The organism is Paenibacillus sp. MBLB1832 (assembly GCF_032271945.1).
GTDB lineage: Bacteria > Bacillota > Bacilli > Paenibacillales > NBRC-103111 > Paenibacillus_E > Paenibacillus_E roseopurpureus.
In genome coordinates this window covers 1,067,359-1,086,621 of record NZ_CP130319.1, presented here as the reverse complement: position 1 = coordinate 1,086,621, position 19,263 = coordinate 1,067,359, and the positions used below count along the sequence as shown (strand labels likewise).

Annotated in this window: 15 protein-coding genes; 5 read left to right on the top strand and 10 right to left on the bottom strand. The window is 49.2% G+C overall.

Going from position 1 to position 19,263, the window contains the following annotated elements:
- The first annotated feature begins 235 nt into the window (after positions 1-235).
- A complete protein-coding gene (locus MJB10_RS04855) occupies positions 236-1,636 on the top strand; it encodes an FAD-dependent oxidoreductase (protein WP_314802240.1) in 1,401 nt (466 codons plus the stop codon).
- 59 nt (positions 1,637-1,695) lie between these two features.
- A complete protein-coding gene (locus MJB10_RS04850) occupies positions 1,696-2,307 on the top strand; it encodes an SGNH/GDSL hydrolase family protein (RefSeq protein WP_314802238.1) in 612 nt (203 codons plus the stop codon).
- 278 nt (positions 2,308-2,585) lie between these two features.
- Here MJB10_RS04850 and MJB10_RS04845 read toward each other — a convergent pair whose 3' ends face one another.
- On the bottom strand, positions 2,586-3,260 hold the full coding sequence (locus MJB10_RS04845) for a hypothetical protein (RefSeq protein WP_314802235.1): 675 nt from the start codon (positions 3,258-3,260) through the stop codon (positions 2,586-2,588).
- A gap of 273 nt (positions 3,261-3,533) precedes the next feature.
- On the opposite strand from MJB10_RS04845, the gene MJB10_RS04840 reads away from it, so the two are divergent.
- Positions 3,534-4,508: an aldo/keto reductase family protein gene (locus tag MJB10_RS04840; RefSeq protein ID WP_314802233.1), complete on the top strand. Its 975-nt coding sequence runs from the start codon at positions 3,534-3,536 to the stop codon at positions 4,506-4,508.
- Between the two features lie 37 nt (positions 4,509-4,545).
- Here MJB10_RS04840 and MJB10_RS04835 read toward each other — a convergent pair whose 3' ends face one another.
- The 7 genes from MJB10_RS04835 to MJB10_RS04805 all read right to left on the bottom strand — a co-directional run bounded on the left by MJB10_RS04835 (position 4,546) and on the right by MJB10_RS04805 (position 13,375).
- Positions 4,546-5,667 carry a PepSY-associated TM helix domain-containing protein gene (locus MJB10_RS04835; RefSeq protein ID WP_314802231.1) on the bottom strand — a complete coding sequence of 374 codons (1,122 nt, stop codon included), beginning with the start codon at positions 5,665-5,667 and terminating at the stop codon, positions 4,546-4,548.
- 190 nt (positions 5,668-5,857) lie between these two features.
- Positions 5,858-7,510, bottom strand: coding sequence for a stalk domain-containing protein (locus tag MJB10_RS04830; RefSeq protein ID WP_314802229.1), 1,653 nt, complete (start codon positions 7,508-7,510; stop codon positions 5,858-5,860).
- Positions 7,511-7,645: 135 nt separating this feature from the next.
- Complete coding sequence (locus tag MJB10_RS04825) at positions 7,646-8,425, bottom strand: ATP-binding cassette domain-containing protein (RefSeq protein ID WP_314802227.1); 780 nt, start codon at positions 8,423-8,425, stop codon at positions 7,646-7,648.
- Between the two features lie 16 nt (positions 8,426-8,441).
- Complete coding sequence (gene ssuC / locus MJB10_RS04820) at positions 8,442-9,224, bottom strand: aliphatic sulfonate ABC transporter permease SsuC (RefSeq protein WP_314802225.1); 783 nt, start codon at positions 9,222-9,224, stop codon at positions 8,442-8,444.
- The gene (ssuD, locus tag MJB10_RS04815; protein ID WP_314802223.1) at positions 9,193-10,377 is read right to left on the bottom strand and encodes an FMNH2-dependent alkanesulfonate monooxygenase; all 1,185 of its coding nucleotides are present in this window, start codon (positions 10,375-10,377) and stop codon (positions 9,193-9,195) included. Before ssuD ends, ssuC begins: the two co-directional genes overlap by 32 nt.
- Positions 10,378-10,415: 38 nt before the next feature.
- Positions 10,416-11,432 carry a sulfonate ABC transporter substrate-binding protein gene (locus MJB10_RS04810; RefSeq protein ID WP_314802221.1) on the bottom strand — a complete coding sequence of 339 codons (1,017 nt, stop codon included), beginning with the start codon at positions 11,430-11,432 and terminating at the stop codon, positions 10,416-10,418.
- A gap of 467 nt (positions 11,433-11,899) precedes the next feature.
- Entirely contained in the window at positions 11,900-13,375 is a 1,476-nt protein-coding gene (locus MJB10_RS04805) for a protein adenylyltransferase SelO (RefSeq protein WP_314802219.1), read from the bottom strand.
- A gap of 177 nt (positions 13,376-13,552) precedes the next feature.
- Here MJB10_RS04805 and MJB10_RS04800 point away from each other — a divergent pair, with 177 nt between their 5' ends.
- A complete protein-coding gene (locus tag MJB10_RS04800; protein WP_314802218.1) occupies positions 13,553-15,958 on the top strand; it encodes a beta-propeller domain-containing protein in 2,406 nt (801 codons plus the stop codon).
- Positions 15,959-16,022: 64 nt separating this feature from the next.
- Here MJB10_RS04800 and MJB10_RS04795 read toward each other — a convergent pair whose 3' ends face one another.
- Positions 16,023-17,516 (bottom strand): DHA2 family efflux MFS transporter permease subunit, encoded by a 1,494-nt coding sequence (locus MJB10_RS04795; RefSeq protein ID WP_314802216.1) that lies wholly within the window; start codon positions 17,514-17,516, stop codon positions 16,023-16,025.
- A 229-nt stretch (positions 17,517-17,745) separates the two neighbouring features.
- Here MJB10_RS04795 and MJB10_RS04790 point away from each other — a divergent pair, with 229 nt between their 5' ends.
- Positions 17,746-18,339 (top strand): TetR/AcrR family transcriptional regulator, encoded by a 594-nt coding sequence (locus MJB10_RS04790; protein ID WP_314802214.1) that lies wholly within the window; start codon positions 17,746-17,748, stop codon positions 18,337-18,339.
- A 47-nt stretch (positions 18,340-18,386) separates the two neighbouring features.
- Here the strand turns inward: MJB10_RS04790 and MJB10_RS04785 are convergent, their stop codons facing one another.
- Positions 18,387-19,262: a sugar phosphate isomerase/epimerase family protein gene (locus tag MJB10_RS04785; RefSeq protein WP_314802213.1), complete on the bottom strand. Its 876-nt coding sequence runs from the start codon at positions 19,260-19,262 to the stop codon at positions 18,387-18,389.
- Between the last annotated feature and the right edge of the window lies 1 nt (position 19,263).

Sequence of the window (19,263 nt, the reverse complement as noted above, 5' to 3'; positions counted from 1 at the left end):
GATGGCGATACCTCCTCTAAGATCTAGGTAAAACATTGATAAAGTACCCGTATCATAACACGCTTACTTTTTGGATGAAACAAAAATTAAACTAGTTCCTCGTCGCGCTCAATCTATAATGAAATTAAAGAGCTTCCATGCAAGCGAACGCAGACGGTCGGATGAAAGAAAACCCAGACGGTTGGATGCATAGCTTTGCAGAGAAGATTGATGATCCACGAGGAGGATTCCTATCATGACAAGCCCTGCAACTGTTACCATACCCGCACAACAGCTTAAGATCAGCCACACCCCTGACGTCGTCGTCATCGGCGGCGGCGCCACAGGCATCGCCGCTGCGATAGCCGCAGCGCGAAATGGCGCCAGCACGCTGCTGATTGAGCAGCGCGGTTACCTTGGCGGCATGGGAACTGCCGCACTGGTCCCAGCCTTCTGCCCCTACACCGACGGCGAAAAACCCGTTATCCGCGGCATCGGACTTGATCTGCTGGACAAAATGAAGCGGGCAGCAGGACCTGACTTCCTGCAGCGTTATGAACAACTGCTCGATTGGGTACCGATCGATGTCGAGACACTCAAACGTGTCTACGATGCCGAAGTGCTGGCTAGCGGCGCACAAGTGCTTTTCCACACGGTAGCTGATCAGGTGCTGCTCGATGGGGATCGCATTAGCGGACTCGTGATTAGCAATAAGTCTGGCCGCTCCGTTGTTCAAGCGAAGCTGTACATTGATGCGTCGGGAGATGCGGATCTAGCCGCACTCTCTGGTGTTCCTTTTCAAGTTGGCGGAGAAAATGGGGAATTACAGCCTGGTACGATGTGTTACGTGGTGACTGGTGCGGATAAGAATCGATTCGAGCAATTTGTTCAAGAGACAGGCATGCATCCTCAGCTCGAAAGTCTCGTCACATTCGCACAACAAAATGGCGAGCTGCCCGAAGGCCGCAAAAGAATCTCAGGCATGGCTTGGATTTCCAACTCTGTTGTCGGCTTTAATTTCGGACATATTTTCAATATTGACGGAACCAAAGCAGAAGATTTGACGCGGGCCGCGATGGAAGGCCGTCAGTTAATTGAAAAGCAAATTCGCTTCTTGAAGAAGTATGTTCCTGGCTTTGAGAACATTTTCCTCGTCCATTCCGGCGACCAGATCGGTATTCGTGAAACGCGCCGCATTCAAGGCGACTACACGCTTGTCGTGGAAGATTTTCTCTCGATGCGTACGTTTGAGGATGATATTGCCCGCAATTCCTACTTCATCGATATCCATTTGGCCAATGCGAATTCAACGATGACGATTAAGCATCTGCCAAAAGGGAAATCCCACGGCGTACCTTATCGTTGCATGCTTCCGCAAGGCAAATCCAATCTCATCGTCGCGGGACGCTCTGTCTCCTCGGACAGACCCGTGCAAGGGTCGCTTCGCGTGATGCCCAATTGCTTTGCGATGGGCGAAGCGGCAGGTGTTGCCGCCTCGATGGCAAGTAGTGCGGGCGTTGGCTTCCGCGAGATTTCGATCCCTGATCTGCAGCGCAGGTTGATCACGCAAGGTGCTTACCTGGGCGATAACCCAGGCATTGCCGATGCGGACCGAGAGGTCGCTGTGGGGGCTGTTTCTTTTGAAGAAGAATGCTAGGAGAAAGGTGCTTGGTGACTTTAGAACGTAAATGGTAAAGGAAAGGATGCGTTATTCGCATGTTGACGAAATGGTCAGGAAAAACCTGGGGCACCCTGGGTGACAGCATTACAGAAGCGGGCGGCTATCAACCGCTTGTGCAGGAGGCGCTTGGCTTCGCCAGCGTGATCAACTACGGCAAAAGCGGCTGTCCGATGACAGCCGGCGGCGACCGTGACTACGGCGCAACGACGCATGTCGGTCGCACGATCGACACTGACTTGGACTGCGTGACCATTTTCGCCGGCATTAATGATTTCCGCTTGGATAAACCCATCGGCGAGCTGGGCAGCAAAGATTTGTATACGTTTCATGGCGCGTACGCTGGAGTGATCGAGGATATTTTGGCGAAAAATCCGAAATGCCGCCTAAGTCTGTGGACGCCTTTGCATCGGGACAAAGATAGCTATGACATCTTCACTGTCAATGCCTCTGGGCATCGCCTCGTCGACTATGTCGACGCGATTGGTGAGATCGGCCGGCGCTATGCGCTGCCAGTGCTGGATCTGTATGCGCAGAGTGGGCTGAATAAGTTGACGCTGCCTCACTTCACTTCGGATGGCTTGCATCCGAACGAAGCGGGCCATCGGCGGATTGCCGATATGGCGGTGCCGTTTTTGTTGGGGTTGTAGGTTGGGGGGCCGCTGTCAGGGGAGCCCTGGGGCGGTCGTTGGCTTGGGGTTGGATGGGATGGGACGGGGGCGAGGTGTGTCGGGAGTCTCAAATAGATGGATTTTGTGTATTTATTTCCGCACGAAAGTGGCATTTTTCGAAAATAAATGGATATATCCATTTATTTTTGCTAAAATGCTCCGAACCAGGCTACTTCACGAAAATTAACGTCATATTTTCCATCTAAATGAATAAAAGGACCCAATTCTCAGAAATTAACTGTACTTCTCCAGTTATTCTAAGTTAAGCTCGCCTCCCAGCCGCCACTCACTAAGGCGTACTTGACAATTCGCTGCCTAGTCCCGCTGAATGAAGGTGTCAGCATGCCTTTCGCGCATAAACGCTTGAGCAGCTTCACCGCTGTACGATGATCAATAGCCAGATGCTGCGCCACATCCTTCGGCCTGATCGGTTCAACTTGCTGAATGGCAAGTCGAAGGATTTCTTTTTCCGCCAATTGTGTGTGAGGTACTGACTTCGAGCTAGCCTGATATCTAGCCAGCACCATGCGCAGCAGAGAGATACACAGCTCGGGCCGTTGCTCTACATCATCGTAGGCGAATGAGATCACTTGATACCCCATGGCATGCAGGAACGTCTCTCGATTCAATTCGTTACAGTACTTCTGTCGGTCCATATCACGAACGTGGGGAGCATATCCCTTAATCTCGATTAGAAGGTTCACATACCCTGGCAGCCAAGCGAAATCCGCAAAGTAGGATCGCCCCCGCCAATCCAACACTTCATATTCAGGATGTAGATCCTCGAAACTGCCCATAACTGGCCACCACACTTGCTTCAAAAACAGTTCTTCCGCATACCTATGACCTCTTTCCAGCCTTCCGCGTCGTTCCCCCTTCCTTTTCCCTAGATGAGACTGGATAAAATCTTTATGTGCTTTCAACGTATCCATACTGATATCCCTCCTATCCTTCAAGAACAAAAAACGTCCCGCAACCACTCATCAGAATGGTACGGGACGTTCTTCGTCACTTTACAAGTAGTATAATGCTTAGTTGCTTCAAATGCTAGATTCATAGCTGCTTTGCTGAGCCCCACCTGTCAACCAATCTACCAAGTACTTAACTTCACGTAACTAAGTCAACAATTAGTGCGTTCTTGTCGACCGACCCTGCCTACCGTATACTAACAGCGACAAGAACAATAGGAGGAAGGTGAATCCATCATGAAATATAGAAACATGGGACGCAGCGGGTTAAAAGTAAGTGAAATTTCTTTAGGCAGCTGGCTAACCTATGGCACGGCGGCTGAGCAAAAAGCCGCAGATGCCTGCATCGAGAAGGCTTTCGAGAGCGGAATCAATTTCTTCGATACCGCTAACGCGTATAATCGCGGTGAAGGCGAGAAAGCGATGGGCGCCGCGCTGAAAGGGTACGAGCGCTCGAGCTATGTGCTTTCGACGAAGGTTTATTTCCCGATGGGCGATGGCCCCAACGATCGTGGATTGTCCCGCAAACACATCTTTGAGCAGTGTGATGCGAGCTTGAAACGCTTAGGTGTCGACTACATCGACATCTACTTCTGTCATCGGTATGACGCAAGCACACCGCTTCAAGAAACGCTTCGCGCGCTGGACGACTTAGTCACGCAAGGCAAAATCCTGTATCCCGCCGTCAGCGAATGGAGCGGTGCGCAAATTACGGAAGCGGCGAGCATCGCAGATCATCTGCGTCTACGTCCGCTGATCGCGAATCAGCCGATCTATAATATGTTCGAGCGCTATATCGAGCGCGATGTGCTCCCTGTCTCCGAGCGCAAAGGACTCGGACAAGTTGTCTTTTCGCCGCTGGCGCAAGGCATTCTAACTGGCAAGTACAAGTTGGGACAGCCGCTGCCAACCGACAGCCGGGCTGCGAACAACGCTGTCAATGGCTTCATTAACAGCTATCTGAATGACCGTGTCCTCCAGACGGTTCATGAATTAGAAAGAGTCGCGCAAGGTCTCGATATCTCACTCGCGCAACTCGCACTGGCTTGGGTGCTTCGTCAACCAGGCATCAGCTCCGCGCTGATCGGTGCGACCAAGCCAGAGCAGATTGAAGAAAATGTGAAAGCTGTGAATGTAGAGCTGGGAGCAGATACTCTTGAGCAAATCGAATCGATTTTGCAAGAGATAGCAAATTTCTCCCCGAATCGTTAATAACAAAAGCCCTGAATAAGTCGTTCAGGGCCTTTCATTAAGCTACGACCGCGCCAGCCGTAGCTGGCTTCCTGCTCCGCTTGCGCGCCTTTGCCTTAATACGCCAGATCGTGAGGCCTGTAATCATGAGTACGAGCGGCATCATGCCGAACACGAAGGCGATCAGCTTCGTTGCCACACCGCCCCATGTGGCGAAGTGTAGACCTTTGCGCCAGCTGTTATACAGATTAATGGCTAACGCTGGGTCCGTTTTGTACAAAACATTCCCCGAATAAGAATCTACATATATTGTGCTGTTGCTTCCTGGAGAAGCAGCGATTCCTTCATTAACACCTACCAGATAGGACTGACCAGCCTTTGTAGGCAAAGTTATTTTTATGATTTTGCTAGAAGGATACTTCTCCTTCACAATCTCAATGACCCGTTCCATCGGAAGCGTCAAGCCTTCCTTCGATTTGGATTGGAGCGCAGCAGCTGGAATTTCTTCCTTCGCTTTGAACCCGACCCAGCCAGGAATTTGCTTCTCAAAGGCATTGATCACGCCCGTCAGCGTCGCAAAAAGAAGAACAGGGACGGAGATCATGCCAACCAACTTATGTAAACTCATGTTCTGCATTAATTTACCGCGGTTGCGGACGAATTTGAAGCCTGTTGCCCAACTCCGAATACCTGGCCACCAGAGATAAACGCCCGTAATGAGGATGAGAAGCAACCCAACACCAATCAGACCAACGACTGTTGCCGCTCCTGTTTTCCCAATCACAGGAAGCAGAAGGAAGTAGCGATGCAGCTGATAAATGGTTGCAAAAGGCTCCACTCGCGCTTCTTGTACTTGCCCGAACACTTCCCCCGTCCCAGGGTCAGCGAATACCGTCTTCGTGCCTTTGCCTGTTACCTTGGAAAGACGGACATGGTACATCTTATCTTTAGCAGGGTATTCCACGGAGTCAATCTTATAATCGGGATACGCCGATTCGGTATGCAACTTAATCGAAGCCAGGTTAGTCTCCCCAGGTGTCACCTTATGATCGAGCGGATGCAGCCACCTCTCGACGTCGCTCTCGATGAGCAGCAGGCTCCCCGACGTACATGTCGCTACAACGAAAAGGCCTAAAATCAAGCCGAGCGTCAAATGAATTGTTAATACAATTTTACGCATGTTACCGTTCCTCCACCCTAATGCCATCTCTATTTTTCTGACAATTATTACTACGTAACAAATGATAATGATTATCATAATCAATGTCAATGGTTTTTAATTAACCATTTGTTGAATCAACACTTGGGACGGTGCGAAAGACCAAAAAAGCCTCGTCGTCCATTTGGACAACAAGGCTCTTTGTATGTTCTTAGAAGTGAATGAGGACCGTCCGGGATATCTCCACATAATCGACCTTCGCACCTAGCGTTTCAGACAGTAATCGCACGGGAATCATCGTTGTTTCATCGATCAGCTTCGCAGCTGCATCCGATGGATATTCTTTGCCATTGATGGCATAAGCATTTCTATTCGTATAAAAGATGACGGTCATGTCCTTCTTTTTGTAAATAGCTGCCTTATTCGAATCATCCCACTCGACAGTCGCACCGATTGCCGCCGCAAGGTCTCTGATGTATAAATAAGACGTACCGTCTGTAATGTATGGCTTTTTCTTCATGGAAAATGGGAATGAATCCAGGTAATACCTATCTGCATTTAAGCCAAATGAAACGGTATGTGTCCGATTCAAACCGCGTATGCTCATTTCGGCAGAGTACGCAGTTGAATCGCTGTGCAGTGTTAACAAACCCAGCCCCTCTTTGGGCTCTGTTCGGAATGACCATTCCTTGGTAAATGGTTTGGTTTTGCCATCCTTCATCGTTGCCTTAAGGCTTACCCAGGCCTTGTAAGTGGTGTCCAGTTGAAGCGGCTTTTGAGGAATGAGCATCACTTCATTATCCAAATGGTCATCATTTTCCGAGGAGTTGATCCAGATCGGGATTTTATTTCCGTTACTGTCTCGAAGTTCCGCTACAATGTTGCTGACCTTTGTCACCTCAAAATCGTTCACAACGGCCATGATCGGGTATCCGACTGGATATTCAGCCTTTGGATAGTTACGAATCGGATCTGGCACCTCATGTCCGTCGAACTGGGTTGGTACATAGAAATCATTATTCCTCGGAGAAACATCGAGATCGGGAGATTTCCCTAAATCTATACCGTCTATACCGAACTCAACGACATGGTAATCACCTTTAGTATAGATACCCACCTCGAAAAGACCTGTCAACATGAACGGGGTACGGTGGTATGGCGCGTCAAAGAGTGAATCGATCGCTTCGGCAGTTGTTGCATGGACATAAGCCACATCCTCTGCTATGCCATGTCGATAGCTCACATACTGGCTCCGCTCCTTCAATGTCTGACCGATAAACCCTGGTAACGACGCATTCTCGTCATGCAAAGAGACGGATGTGTGAATCGGATCAATGTTATTTTGATACAGGTATTCCGCATGCTTCTGTGCCGCCGTGTTCAGCACGCTATTGAGTTTGACCGCTGGAAGACCAAGCTTGGCCCGATAATCGTTGATTGCTTTCAGACCCTCCTGCTGCTCTGCCGTAATATCCGTCGAAAGCTGGGTAGCATTGGGGAGTATCGTAAATGTCCAGTTCAGATAAATCGGCTCATAGCCACTAAATGAAAAAGTAAGTTGAGCTTTGTACTCGCCTGGCTTGAGGTCCGTTGACGGTAGGTAATTATATTTGGAATTAGCCGTATCGTAGGTTACTTTCTGCTCTTGTCCATTGAGAAAGAATTGATACGTATTCGGTTTCAACTCACCAAAATTAAGCACAGCTCCAATCTCAGGCCTTAGAATGCCTACATTCCCCTCGGGATAGGTCCTATAACTATACGAAGATGCATATGAATGTTTGGCTGGAATGATCAACATCGAAAATAAAATACAAATCGCTACAACTACTTTAACCATAGAAAAGCGCCCTATTGAACTCATGCTATGCTGCCTCCTAGATCTGAATGAAACTATTAAAATATCATAGCTTCCCTAGGAAATTTTGACAACTTATTTCATTGGTTAAAAAAAGCACTTCAACAGGCAGACCTCCTGCCTTGAAGTGCTTTCCAACCTTTAAATCGTATAAGCATACTTATGATTCGCCGTAATCTCATCAACTGCGGCATCGCGCTCTTGAATCAGAATACGATCCAGAATCAATTGTTCAAAATAGGCAAACCCACTGTCCCGCACGCGGGGACGCGGCAGCGTTATTTTCACATCAAGGGCAATCTTGCCCTCTTCTATTAAAATAACGCGATCCGCCAGCAGAACCGCTTCGGAGACATCATGCGTCACGAGTAATGCCGTGAACTTCTGTTGATACCAGATGCGCTCGATCAGTTGCTGCATTTCGATACGGGTCAATGCATCCAGCGCGCCAAGCGGCTCATCCAGCAATAGCAACCTGGGCTGACCCGCCAATGCGCGAGCCAGCGCGACACGCTGACGTTGCCCGCCAGACAGGACGCCAGGCCATTCATTCGTCCGATCGGCAAGCCCCACCTGGGCAAGAACTTCTTCCGCCCTTGCGCGGGAGCCGTCCTTCACGCCGACCTGAACGTTGGCTAACACACGATTCCACGGCAGAAGCCGTGCATCCTGAAACAACACGCGCGTGTCCGGGTGTGTTCCCTTCACCTGTGAGCCATCCACTTCGATTTGCCCGCTGGATGTTTTATCTAGACCTGCGATTAAGCGCAGGAGCGTGCTTTTGCCGCAGCCGCTTCGCCCAACGATCGCGATGAATTCGCCTGGCGCAGCATTCAACTCGATCTCATGCAGCACTTGCTTTTGACCGAAATATTTGGCAGCCTGCTTTACTTGTAACCGAACTCCTTTTCTCTCTGTCATCTGGGTCACACTCCCTCTAGGATTTCAAGTAATTTGGATGCCACTGAAGCCACGCTCGCTCCAAGAGCTTAGCGATATAATCCGATAATTTGCCTAGTAGGGCGTAGACGATAATGCTAAGAATCACCACATCCATCTGCAGAAATTCCCTCGCATTCATCGCCATATAGCCAATCCCCGAGCTGGATGAAATGGTCTCAGCCACAATTAACGTAATCCACATGATGCCAAGTGAGAAACGAACGCCAACTAGGATGGAAGGTAATGCGCCAGGAATAATGACTTTTCGGAATAAATGGAGGTGTCGCAGCCCGTATACGCGCCCCATTTCAATCAAGCCTGGATCCACAGAGCGTATGCCATGAAACGTATTTAGATAAATAGGGAAGAAAACACCAAGAGCCACAAGGAACAGCTTTCCCTCCTCCCCGATACCAAACCATAAGATTACGAGCGGTATCAAGGCTAAATGAGGGATATTCCGCAGCATTTGGACCGATGTATCTGTTAATTTTTCCAAGAAAGGAAGAAGACCGTTTAATAAGCCTAGGGCAAAGCCGATGCTGCCCCCAATGGCAAAGCCCAGAAAGGCCCGCTTGGAGCTGGAGCCAATATACTCAAATAAGGTACCTTTTTGCGCCAAATGGATGCCCGCAGTCAGAACAGCGAGAGGCGTTGAAAGAATTCTAGTCGATATGATGCCGAATTGTCCCAACAGCTGCCAAAGAATGATAAGCACGATAGGAAGCGCCCACGGAAGCAAGGATTTAGCCAGAGACTTGGATAGGCTGGTTGTCATGTGACCGAACCTCCTTCGCTTGCTTAGGCAATTCCGTATTCGCGATTAACTCACCGAAAGGACTGATGTAGTTCGCTTGTTCATTCGCTTGTTTGCCCTTGTTGGGCAGTGGTAGATGCGGGAACAGTAACTCTGCAGTCCGATAAGCTTCCTCTAAATGCGGGTAACCAGAGAAAATAAAAGTTTCGATGCCCAGCTCCGCATACTCTTTCATCCGTGCGGCAACAGTCTCAGGATCACCGACTAACGCCGTCCCTGCCCCGCCGCGAACAAGTCCGATGCCTGCCCATAGATTAGGGCTGATTTCCAACTTCGTCCGATCCCCTTGGTGCAGTTCCGCCATGCGCCGTTGCCCTTCGGAGTCCATCTTGGCGAAAATGCGCTGCGCGGTCGCGATCGTTTCATCATCGAGATGAGAAATCAGTCGATTCGCATCCGCCCATGCTTCTTCCGAGGTTTCACGCACTATCACATGCAGGCGTATTCCAAATCTCACCGTTCGTCCGCGCTTCGCAGCGGCTTCACGAACACGTTTGATTTTGTCGGCGACTTGAGCTGGGGGCTCTCCCCAAGTCAAGTACACATCCACATGATCAGCTGCTACCTCGATCCCTGCTGGTGAAGAACCACCGAAATAAATCGGCGGATACGGCGCTTGAACCGGCGGATATACGATTTTGCCACCTTTAACTTGCAGATGCTCCCCTTTGAAATCCACTTGTTCCCCTGCCAGCTCTTTGCGCCAAATGTGTAAAAACTCATCGGTCAGACCGTAACGGGCATCATGCTCTAGGAACAGTCCTTCCGCTTCCAGCTCTTGCGCATCGCCGCCAGTCACCACATTAATCAATAAACGGCCATTCGATAAACGATCAAAGGTGGAAGCCATTCTGGCCGAAAGCGTCGGCGACATCAAGCCAGGTCGCACAGCGACAAGGAATTTAAGCCGCTGCGTCACGGGAATCAAGGAAGAGGCAACAACCCATGCATCCTCGCAGGATCGGCCTGTGGGCAGCAGTACGCCGCTGAATCCCAACCCATCCGCTGCTTGTGCAATTTGCTTCACATAGCCATAATCAACCAAGCGCGCTCCTTTCGTTGTGCCAAGGTATCGGCTGTCTCCGTGTGTCGGAATAAACCAGAATACTTCCATCTTCATCGTCTCCCTTATTCGTTATGAGTAGCTCGAACCTATTTCGTCGCTGGCAGTACGGCTTCTTTCACTTTAATTTCTTTCGGAATGAGGCCAAGTTTGAAAAAGGTATCGGCAATTTTCTGTTGTTCATTAATCAACGTTTCGTCGATCGGTTGAATGCCATAGGCGCGGCGATTTGCTGCACGAAGTAACGACGGCACATCAATTCCCAGTTGCGGAGAAAGTGTCTCTGCGAGTTCTTTCGGATGATCCTTGGACCATATATCCACTTTGGCTAGTTGGTCTAGGAAGGTTTTGATCGTTTCTTTATTCGATTCAGCGTAAGAACGGCTGGCTAGATAGAACTCATGATTCGCGACGGAATCTTTGCCATCTGCCAGTATTTTGGCTTTCGCTGACGTCTCTGCTGCGGAGAAGAATGGATCCCAGATCACCCAAGCATCGACACTCCCCTTCTCGAATGCGGCTCTAGCATCTGCTGGAGGGAGGAAAACAACTTGAATGTCTTCATATTTCAGGCCTGCTTTTTCCAACTGCTTGACTAGCAAATAGTGCACATTGGACCCCTTGTTCAAAGCTACTTTTTTCCCTTTAAGCTCAGCCACGGATTTAATCTCTGACTTCTCAGGGATCAGGATCGCTTCACTGGCAGGGCTTGCAGGCTCATGACCCAAGTAAACGAGTGGTGTACCTGCTGCTTGCGCAAAGATCGGAGGCGCTTCACCAGTATGACCGACGTCAATACTGCCTACGTTCATCGCCTCCAACAATTGCGGTCCACCTGGGAACTCTGTCCATTGGATGGTGATTCCCTTCTCTTTTAACACTTTTTCCAGCTCCCCATTGGCTTTCAGGAAGTTGACGGTTCCGTATTTCTGATAGCCGATTCGCAGCGTGGTGCTTTTCCCTTTGGGCTCTTCTGCTTTGGCTGATGAGACAGGCGCTTTCGTTTCAGCCGCGCTCGTTGTCGTTTTGGAAGCTGTGCCGCAACCGCTTAACACCGTAATTAGCAATGAAGTTAGAACGATGGACATGACGTGTTTTTTTCTCATGATAAAACTCCCCCTTATGTGTATCGCGTACAAAAAAAAGAGACACAGCACTCCCATGAAGGAAGTTTGGCTTGTGTCTCCGGTGATCCGGTCGATACATAATTAATCATATAAGATTACTTGGTTTTAATTTAACAGCATATTGGGAAGTCGTCAATAGTTTTTTTAGGGAAAAATTTATTCCCAATAAATCGGGCTATCTCCAAAAGGTTAAGAGCGGTCAACCGCTCTTAACTCCGTCAAAACCAGCTATTTCCTTGATTTAGAAGCGGTTGACCGCTTCTATCTCGCGCCCCCCGCCGACAATTCGGACAATCTTGCAAGGTTAAGAGCGGTCAACCGCTCTTAAACTTCGTTAAAACCAGCTATTTCCTTGATTTAGAAGCGATTGACCGCTTCTATCTTGCGCCCCCGTTTCGGGAAACGCCGAGGGCTTATTTCTTGATCAGCAGCGCGTTTATTACGAGTCACGTCCCGCAAAACGTCTGATACTCACAGGATTGCGCGGGAACTTCCGCGTACTCCGCCTGTTCTGGCGAATGCACGAACGGATTCGCCAGCGCCGCAAGCAATTTCTCCATGACGCTGTAATCGTCCTCTTGCACCGCGGCTTCCAAAGCTTCTTCCACACGGTGGTTCCGTGGAATCACAGCTGGATTGTTGCCCCGCATCAATTCTTGTGAGGCGTCCATGTTTTGCTGCTGTCGGCCGAGTCTCGCCTGCCAGCGTTCCTGCCATTGCACGAATTCTGGTACGCCGAATAGCGTCGATCCTTCCAGCTTGTGAAAGGTCAAAGCCACGAAGGTATTCGTGTAATCGGCCGCATGCTGCTCCATGAGCGTCAACAAATCGCCAAACAGAGCGACATCGCCCTCCTCTTCCGTGAAGAGCCCTAGCTTCCCTCGCATACCCGCAAACCAATGGCGGTGATACACGTCGGAGAAGCGAGAAATCGCATCTTGCGCCAATTGGATTGCTTGCTCTTCATTCTCATGCAGCAGCGGCAACAGCGTTTCGGCGAATCGCGCGAGATTCCATGACGCGATCGGCGGCTGATTCCGGTACGCATAGCGGCCGCGGCTGTCAATGGAGCTGAATACCGTTTCGGGATTATACGTATCCATGAAGGCGCATGGGCCATAATCGATCGTCTCTCCGCTGATCGCCATGTTGTCTGTATTCATCACGCCATGGATGAAGCCGACGAGCTGCCACTGGGCAATCAACTTAGCCTGGCGCCCAATAACGGCCTGCAGGAATGCGAGATAGCGATTATCATCCTCCGCCGCTATTTCTGGATAATGCCGCTCCATCGTGTAGTCCGCAAGTGCGCGAAGATCCTCGATTTTCCCGGAATTAGCTGCGAATTGAAATGTACCCACACGAATATGACTAGCCGCGACTCGGGTCAAAATAGCGCCAGGCAACTCCGTTTCCCTGTAAATCGACTCACCCGTTGTCAATACCGCTAAGCTTCGAGTCGTTGGAATCCCAAGACTATACATGGCTTCGCTAATGATGTATTCACGCAGCATCGGCCCGAGTGCCGCAAGGCCATCCCCGCGTCTGGAGTAAGGGGTTCTGCCAGACCCCTTCAACTGAATGTCGAACCGCTCACCAGAAGGCGTGATCTGCTCTCCAAGTAAAAGCGCACGGCCATCTCCGAGCATGTTAAAATGCCCAAACTGATGCCCCGCATACGCTTGCGCGATCGGGTCTGCCCCTGCTGGCAACCGCTTGCCAGCCAAATTCGCGACCCCCTCTTGGGTGCGCATGCCTTCAGCATTTAACCCCAATGAGGCCGCAAGCGGCTCATTCAGCTTGATTAACTTCGGCGCAGGCGGCGAGGTATGCCCCACCCTGCTGAACATCGACTGCGGGAGCTGCGCGTAGCTATTTTCCAAATTCCAACCTATTTGTGATCCCACATTGTTCGCTGTCATCGGATCTCCCCTCCTTGGCCATCATCTTCCATGCCTTTATTATACCCTTTGACCTTGTTTTGAAAATAAGTAGTAAAAAATTAAGCTCATCCTGAAACATATGTTAACGCTGATCCGTTAGAAGAGTACAAACACACATATGTGAGCGTATTCTTACCTATGAAAAGGATGATAACGATGAAGAAAAAGATAATGGCCGCTGGTCTCCTGATGACCGCAATCCTGTTAACATCCGCTTTTACCCCGGCGACAACGAACGCTGGCCAGCAAACGGGGATTCAACTTGACGGGCAGCCTCTCGATTTCGCCCAGTCGCCGAAGATGATGGACGGCATACTCATGGCACCTGTTCGTGAGCTTGCCAAAGCGCTAAAGATGGAAGTGACGTGGAATGAAGCGGAACGAGCTGCCATTGTGACACGCGAGGGGTACGAGCTCAAGCTGCCGATCAATTCGGATTACGGGTATATTAACGGGGAAGCCACAACGATGTATGGCGCAACGCAAATCGTTGATGGCGCGATGTATGTCCCGCTGCGCTTCTTCATGGAGAGCGCGAATCTAATCGTTCGCTGGGATTCTGCTACGAAATCCGTGAACATCACGAAGCCGACAGAAACGCTGCCCGTTGTCGGTACCTATGACCACTTGGTTACCTTGCTGACACAGCAAGAAGGCTATTCAGTCAGCGCACAAAATCTGTTTGTCAAAGAAGCGGCTAAACAAGAGTTCTCGACTGCCGCATCAGCGCCAAACAGCGCAGGTACTGTGGCCACTGATTCGAAAGCAGCTGCACCGCCCGATTACTCCAGCACGAACGTGCAAGTGCAAGGCGTCGATGAATCCGACGTCGTGAAGACCGATGGCTCCTACATCTACACAGTCAATAAGCAGCGAATTGTAGTAACGGCGGCGTATCCTGCTGATGGAATGAAAGTGTTAAGTATCCTTGATTTCCCGCAGGATGCCAACAATCAGTTCCAGCCAAGTGAACTCTACGTCGATGATCAACATTTAATTGTGATTGGATACGCATATCAGAACTATCAGTCACTCCCTCAGAATGACGCAAGCAGCAGCTCGACTGCCAAGAGAATGATTATGCCCTTGAGAGGCGAACAAACGACAAAGGTCAAAGTCTATGATCTCTCTGACAGAAGCAATCTGAAGCTGGTCAAGGAAGCGGAGCTTGAAGGAAACTACGTCTCATCCCGGAAGATCGGGTCATCGCTTTATTTTATCTCCAATAAATATGTGAATTATTACTATTATCAGCAACTGACGAATAAAGAAGAAGCCAAAGCGATGTTAGCACCTGCTTATCGGGATTCGGCAGCTGGGGATGCTTTCACCTCGATTCCAATGGATCGTATCTATTATATGCCTAAAGCGCTGGAGCCTAATTATGTGCTCATCGGAGGCATTAATCTGGACGATTTGCAGCAGACGATGCATGTCACTTCCTACCTCGGTTCGGGGCAGAACGTATACGCTTCAGAAGCCAATTTATATGTAGCAGCAACCAATACAGACTACATGCGCATTCAACCGATGGCGATGACAACGGATGTACCAGGCATACGGGTCGGTGAGCCTAACGGAACTAGTCTTCCGATGGAGCCGCCTAAGCAGGAAACGGTCATTTATCAGTTCGGTTTGAAGGACGGGGAGGCTGTTTATAAGCATACAGGCAAGGTACCTGGACATCTGCTGAATCAATTCGCCATGGATGAGCATAACGGCTACTTCCGACTAGCGACAACAACAGGCGAGGTTTGGCGGACTGACGAGGGTACGTCGAAAAATCATATCTACATCTTGGACGCCAACCTTCAGGAAAAAGGCAAGATAGAGAATATCGCGCCAGGCGAGCGCATCTATTCGACTCGCTTCATGGGCGACCGCGCGTATATGGTTACTTTCAAAAACACCGATCCATTATTTGTGATGGATTTAAAAGACCCTGCTGCGCCTAAGCTGCTCGGAGCCTTGAAGATTCCTGGCTACAGCAATTACCTGCATCCGTATGATGAGACTCATATCATCGGCTTCGGCAAAGATACCGTCGAAGTGGATAACACAGGCAATGGCGCTCCTAATTTTGCCTATTACCAAGGCATGAAGATGGCTTTGTTCGATGTATCCGATGTGAATCATCCCGTCGAACAATTCAAAGAGTTAATCGGGGACCGCGGAACGGATTCCGAGCTGCTGCATAACCATCGTGCGCTGCTCTTCTCCAAGGAGAACAATCTGCTGGCTTTCCCTATTACCGTGATGAAGCTTGATCCGAATCAAGTCAGCAAAGATCCGAAAATGGGCGCTGGCGCATATGGCAGTTTCGCTTTCCAGGGCGCATACGTCTACCATCTTGATTTGGAAAAAGGGTTCCAGCTCCGCGGCGGCATTACGCATATAACGCCTGATGAGCTGAAAAAGGCTGGGCAGTATTATTATGCCGGCGACAAACAGGTGCAGCGCGTGCTCTATATCGGAGATACCCTCTACACCGTCTCCAATAGCATGATCAAAGCGAACGACCTTAGCACGCTGCAAGAGAAGAACGCAGTGGACATTCCATAAAAGTATAGAGAAAGCCCCGATTCTCGGAGAATCGGGGCTTTTGGTTGTGGCTTATTTCAATTGTTTATGTGGATTTCAACGTTTTACGGCTCAAGCTAGGTTCAACCTCGGGTTCCTCTGCTTGCCCCACTCGTTTAATGAAGAAGGAAAGCACGAGACCAACGATACCGATTCCGATGATAACAAGATACGAATCATTAATGCCTTGAATCGATGCTTCTTTGATCAGTTCCTTCGTTGCCGTTGCTGTTTTGCTAGCCGTCATCATGTCTACCAGATGCGTCTTCGTTCTAGTGGACATGACCGTGACGAGCAAGGCTGTACCGACCCCGCCCGCTACTTGCTTGATGGTGTTGGAGATCGCCGTACCATGCGCGTTCAATCTTGCCGGCAACTGATTAAGACCCGCTGTTGTAATTGGCATTAAGAATAAGGCCATCCCGAAACGACGTCCAGTGGACATCAGTACCAAGTACGTATAGCTCGTGGAATCCGTCAGATTGACGAAACCGAGTGTAGTAATAATCGTAATGACCATACCGATAATGGATAGCCATTTTGCCCCAAATCGATCGAAGAACTTACCAGCTACTGGCATCATTAAGCCCATGAGCAATGCCCCTGGCAGCATAAGAATTCCTGACTCTAAAGGTGTATAGCCGCGAGCATTTTGCAAATACAACGGCAGCAGCATCATATCGGCATACATCACCATCGTTACCGCGATGTTGATTAACGTCGTCAGGGTAAACATGTTGTACTTGAAGGCTCTGAGATCAAGAAGCGGACTTTTGATAACCAACTGACGCCATGTGAACAAAATTAAGGCAACTACACCAACAATAATGGAAAGTACAACTTCCGTACTGGACCAACCCTTGCTTCCAGCGCTGCTAAAGCCATATAGAAGGAATCCAAACCCGACCGTGGATAGAAGAACGCCCCAAGCGTCAATTTTAGGATACGTACGTTGGGAAACATTTTTCAGATAGGCAAAAGCCACTACGATCACGATCACAGCGAACGGAATGATGCCATAGAAAAGTGTACGCCAGGAATAATGCTCCAAGATGTAACCAGCGATAGCAGGACCCACGGCAGGAGCGAAAATGATCGATAAACCAACCATCCCCATCGCTGCTCCCCGCTTTTCTGGCGGATAGATCGTCAGAATAACATTCATCAGGAGCGGCATTAATATACCAGCGCCTGCAGCTTGAATAAGGCGACCCGTCAATAAAACCTCAAAACCTGGAGCGGCAGCTGAAACAATCGTACCGATGAGGAAAATAATCATAGAAGCTTGGAAAAGTTCACGCGTTGTAAAACGCTGCATTAGGAACGCTGTAATCGGAATAAGAACACCGTTCACCAGCATGTAACCCGTAGTTAACCATTGGCCTGTGGACGCGGCGATACTAAACTCTTTCATAAGTTCGGGTAAGGCCACACCCATTATCGTCTGATTCAAGATGGCAATGAATGCCCCGAGGATCATGACGAATAACAAAGGGCCTTTCTTAATTGAACTAACGTCAATTGCTGAATTAGTACTCATGACTTATAATTCCCTTCCATTTCGACTCAAACTAATTTACAGTTTGTTGTATACTATACTTGTTGTAAATAGTATTATAGTCATCAAGAATACTGTTCACAAGCAACAGCTTTTTATGAAGTGTTGATTAGTTGACATTTCAGCTCATTGTGTTGTTTAACATTCAAATAATATACACTTGGAACGGAATTGTCGTTCTTAGGCATTCATTGGGAAAGGACTGATTCGCATGACTACCACCTCTCGAACAGATCCACGCGTCATACGCACACGGCAATTGATTCGTGACGCTTTTATTGAACTGCTTCAAGAGATAGAACTGGAGAAAATCACAGTGAATCGCATCGCCGAACGTGCCACCATTAATCGTGTTACCTTTTACCTACACTATAAAGATATTCCCGATATGATGGATAAGCTGTCTGAGGATATGATCACTGAGATTCAAGCCATTATTTCTACGTTTCCACATGAGTACGAGTTTAAGATTCAAATTATGATCCGACTGCTTGAGCATATTGCAAGTCATTCCGACTTTTACAAGGTGATACTAGCTTCCAAACGGATTCCCATCTTTACAGAACGACTGATGAAGCTATTTGCTGACGCAATCACGAAACGTTATGAAACGCATGAGATTTCCCCTACATCTATTAACATTCAAAAGGATATTGCCATTTGGTATGGCTCATCAGCCATCATAGGAACAATTGTCTGCTGGCTGCGCAACGATATGCCGTATACGCCGCACTATCTTGCTTCGCAGCTATCCGAACTGCTTCATATCCCGCAAACAGACTCCCTTTCTGCTTCCCCAAAATGATTAAAAGCCCTTGATCTCTCTAACTAGAGAGTCTCAAGGGCTTTGATTTATTTTGCACGCTTCCAGCATTCTTCGGCTAACTGCTTCAACAGCAGGGCTTGCTCCCAACGGTCGGTGAGCTCTTGACCGTTCAGCCCTGTAATCGCATAAGGTGCTGGGCCGAGCTCACATACGAACGGCAAGATATCGCCAGGCTTCGCTTCCGCCAACCAATAACGCATCGCTTGAGTCCACCAGTCAGCGAATCGTTCAACCATCGCGGACGATTGGCGAATGTCTACTTGAATTTGCTCGCCGGACGAGATCCGTCCATGGATGGCCGACGTTCGCTGAAGCAAAGCTTGGATCAAGGGCTCGGCCTTCTCTTGCCGCTCCGTCATCTCCCCCGCCAAAACATAATGGGAAAGGTCTAGGGTAAACCTGAGATGAGGCCGATTTTTCGTATAAGCCACGGTACGGATTAAATCTTGCGTGATTTTTCCGCGATGCGTCTCAACGAAAAACGGTGTACCCTGTGTCTTGGCCACGGCGTATAGCGCATCCAACAGTTGGGCAGCGTCCTCGTCCACCACGAATGAATCAGCTGCCTGAGCATTCACGTACAGCATCTCGAACTCATTAGCCTGCTGTAAATGAGTCGATAAGTCGCTAGCTTGAAAAGGAAAACAATGCGTACCAAAACTGAGTTCGTACTGCTTAAGCAGCCTCTTCCAGTCCTCTCGGTCGTGAGCTTCTGGCACCCTTGCTAGAATGCCGGTAAACCCCGCGTCAGCGATACGCTCGAACTTCTCTTCCAAGGGTAACTCTGTCCCCTCAGGTCCGAGACTCATCATCGCCCACATCGATTGATGCACCTCAAGTCGCGGCGGGCGCTGCGAGCCATCATTAATTCTCGTTATATCCTCTTTGACGGCATGCTGCATT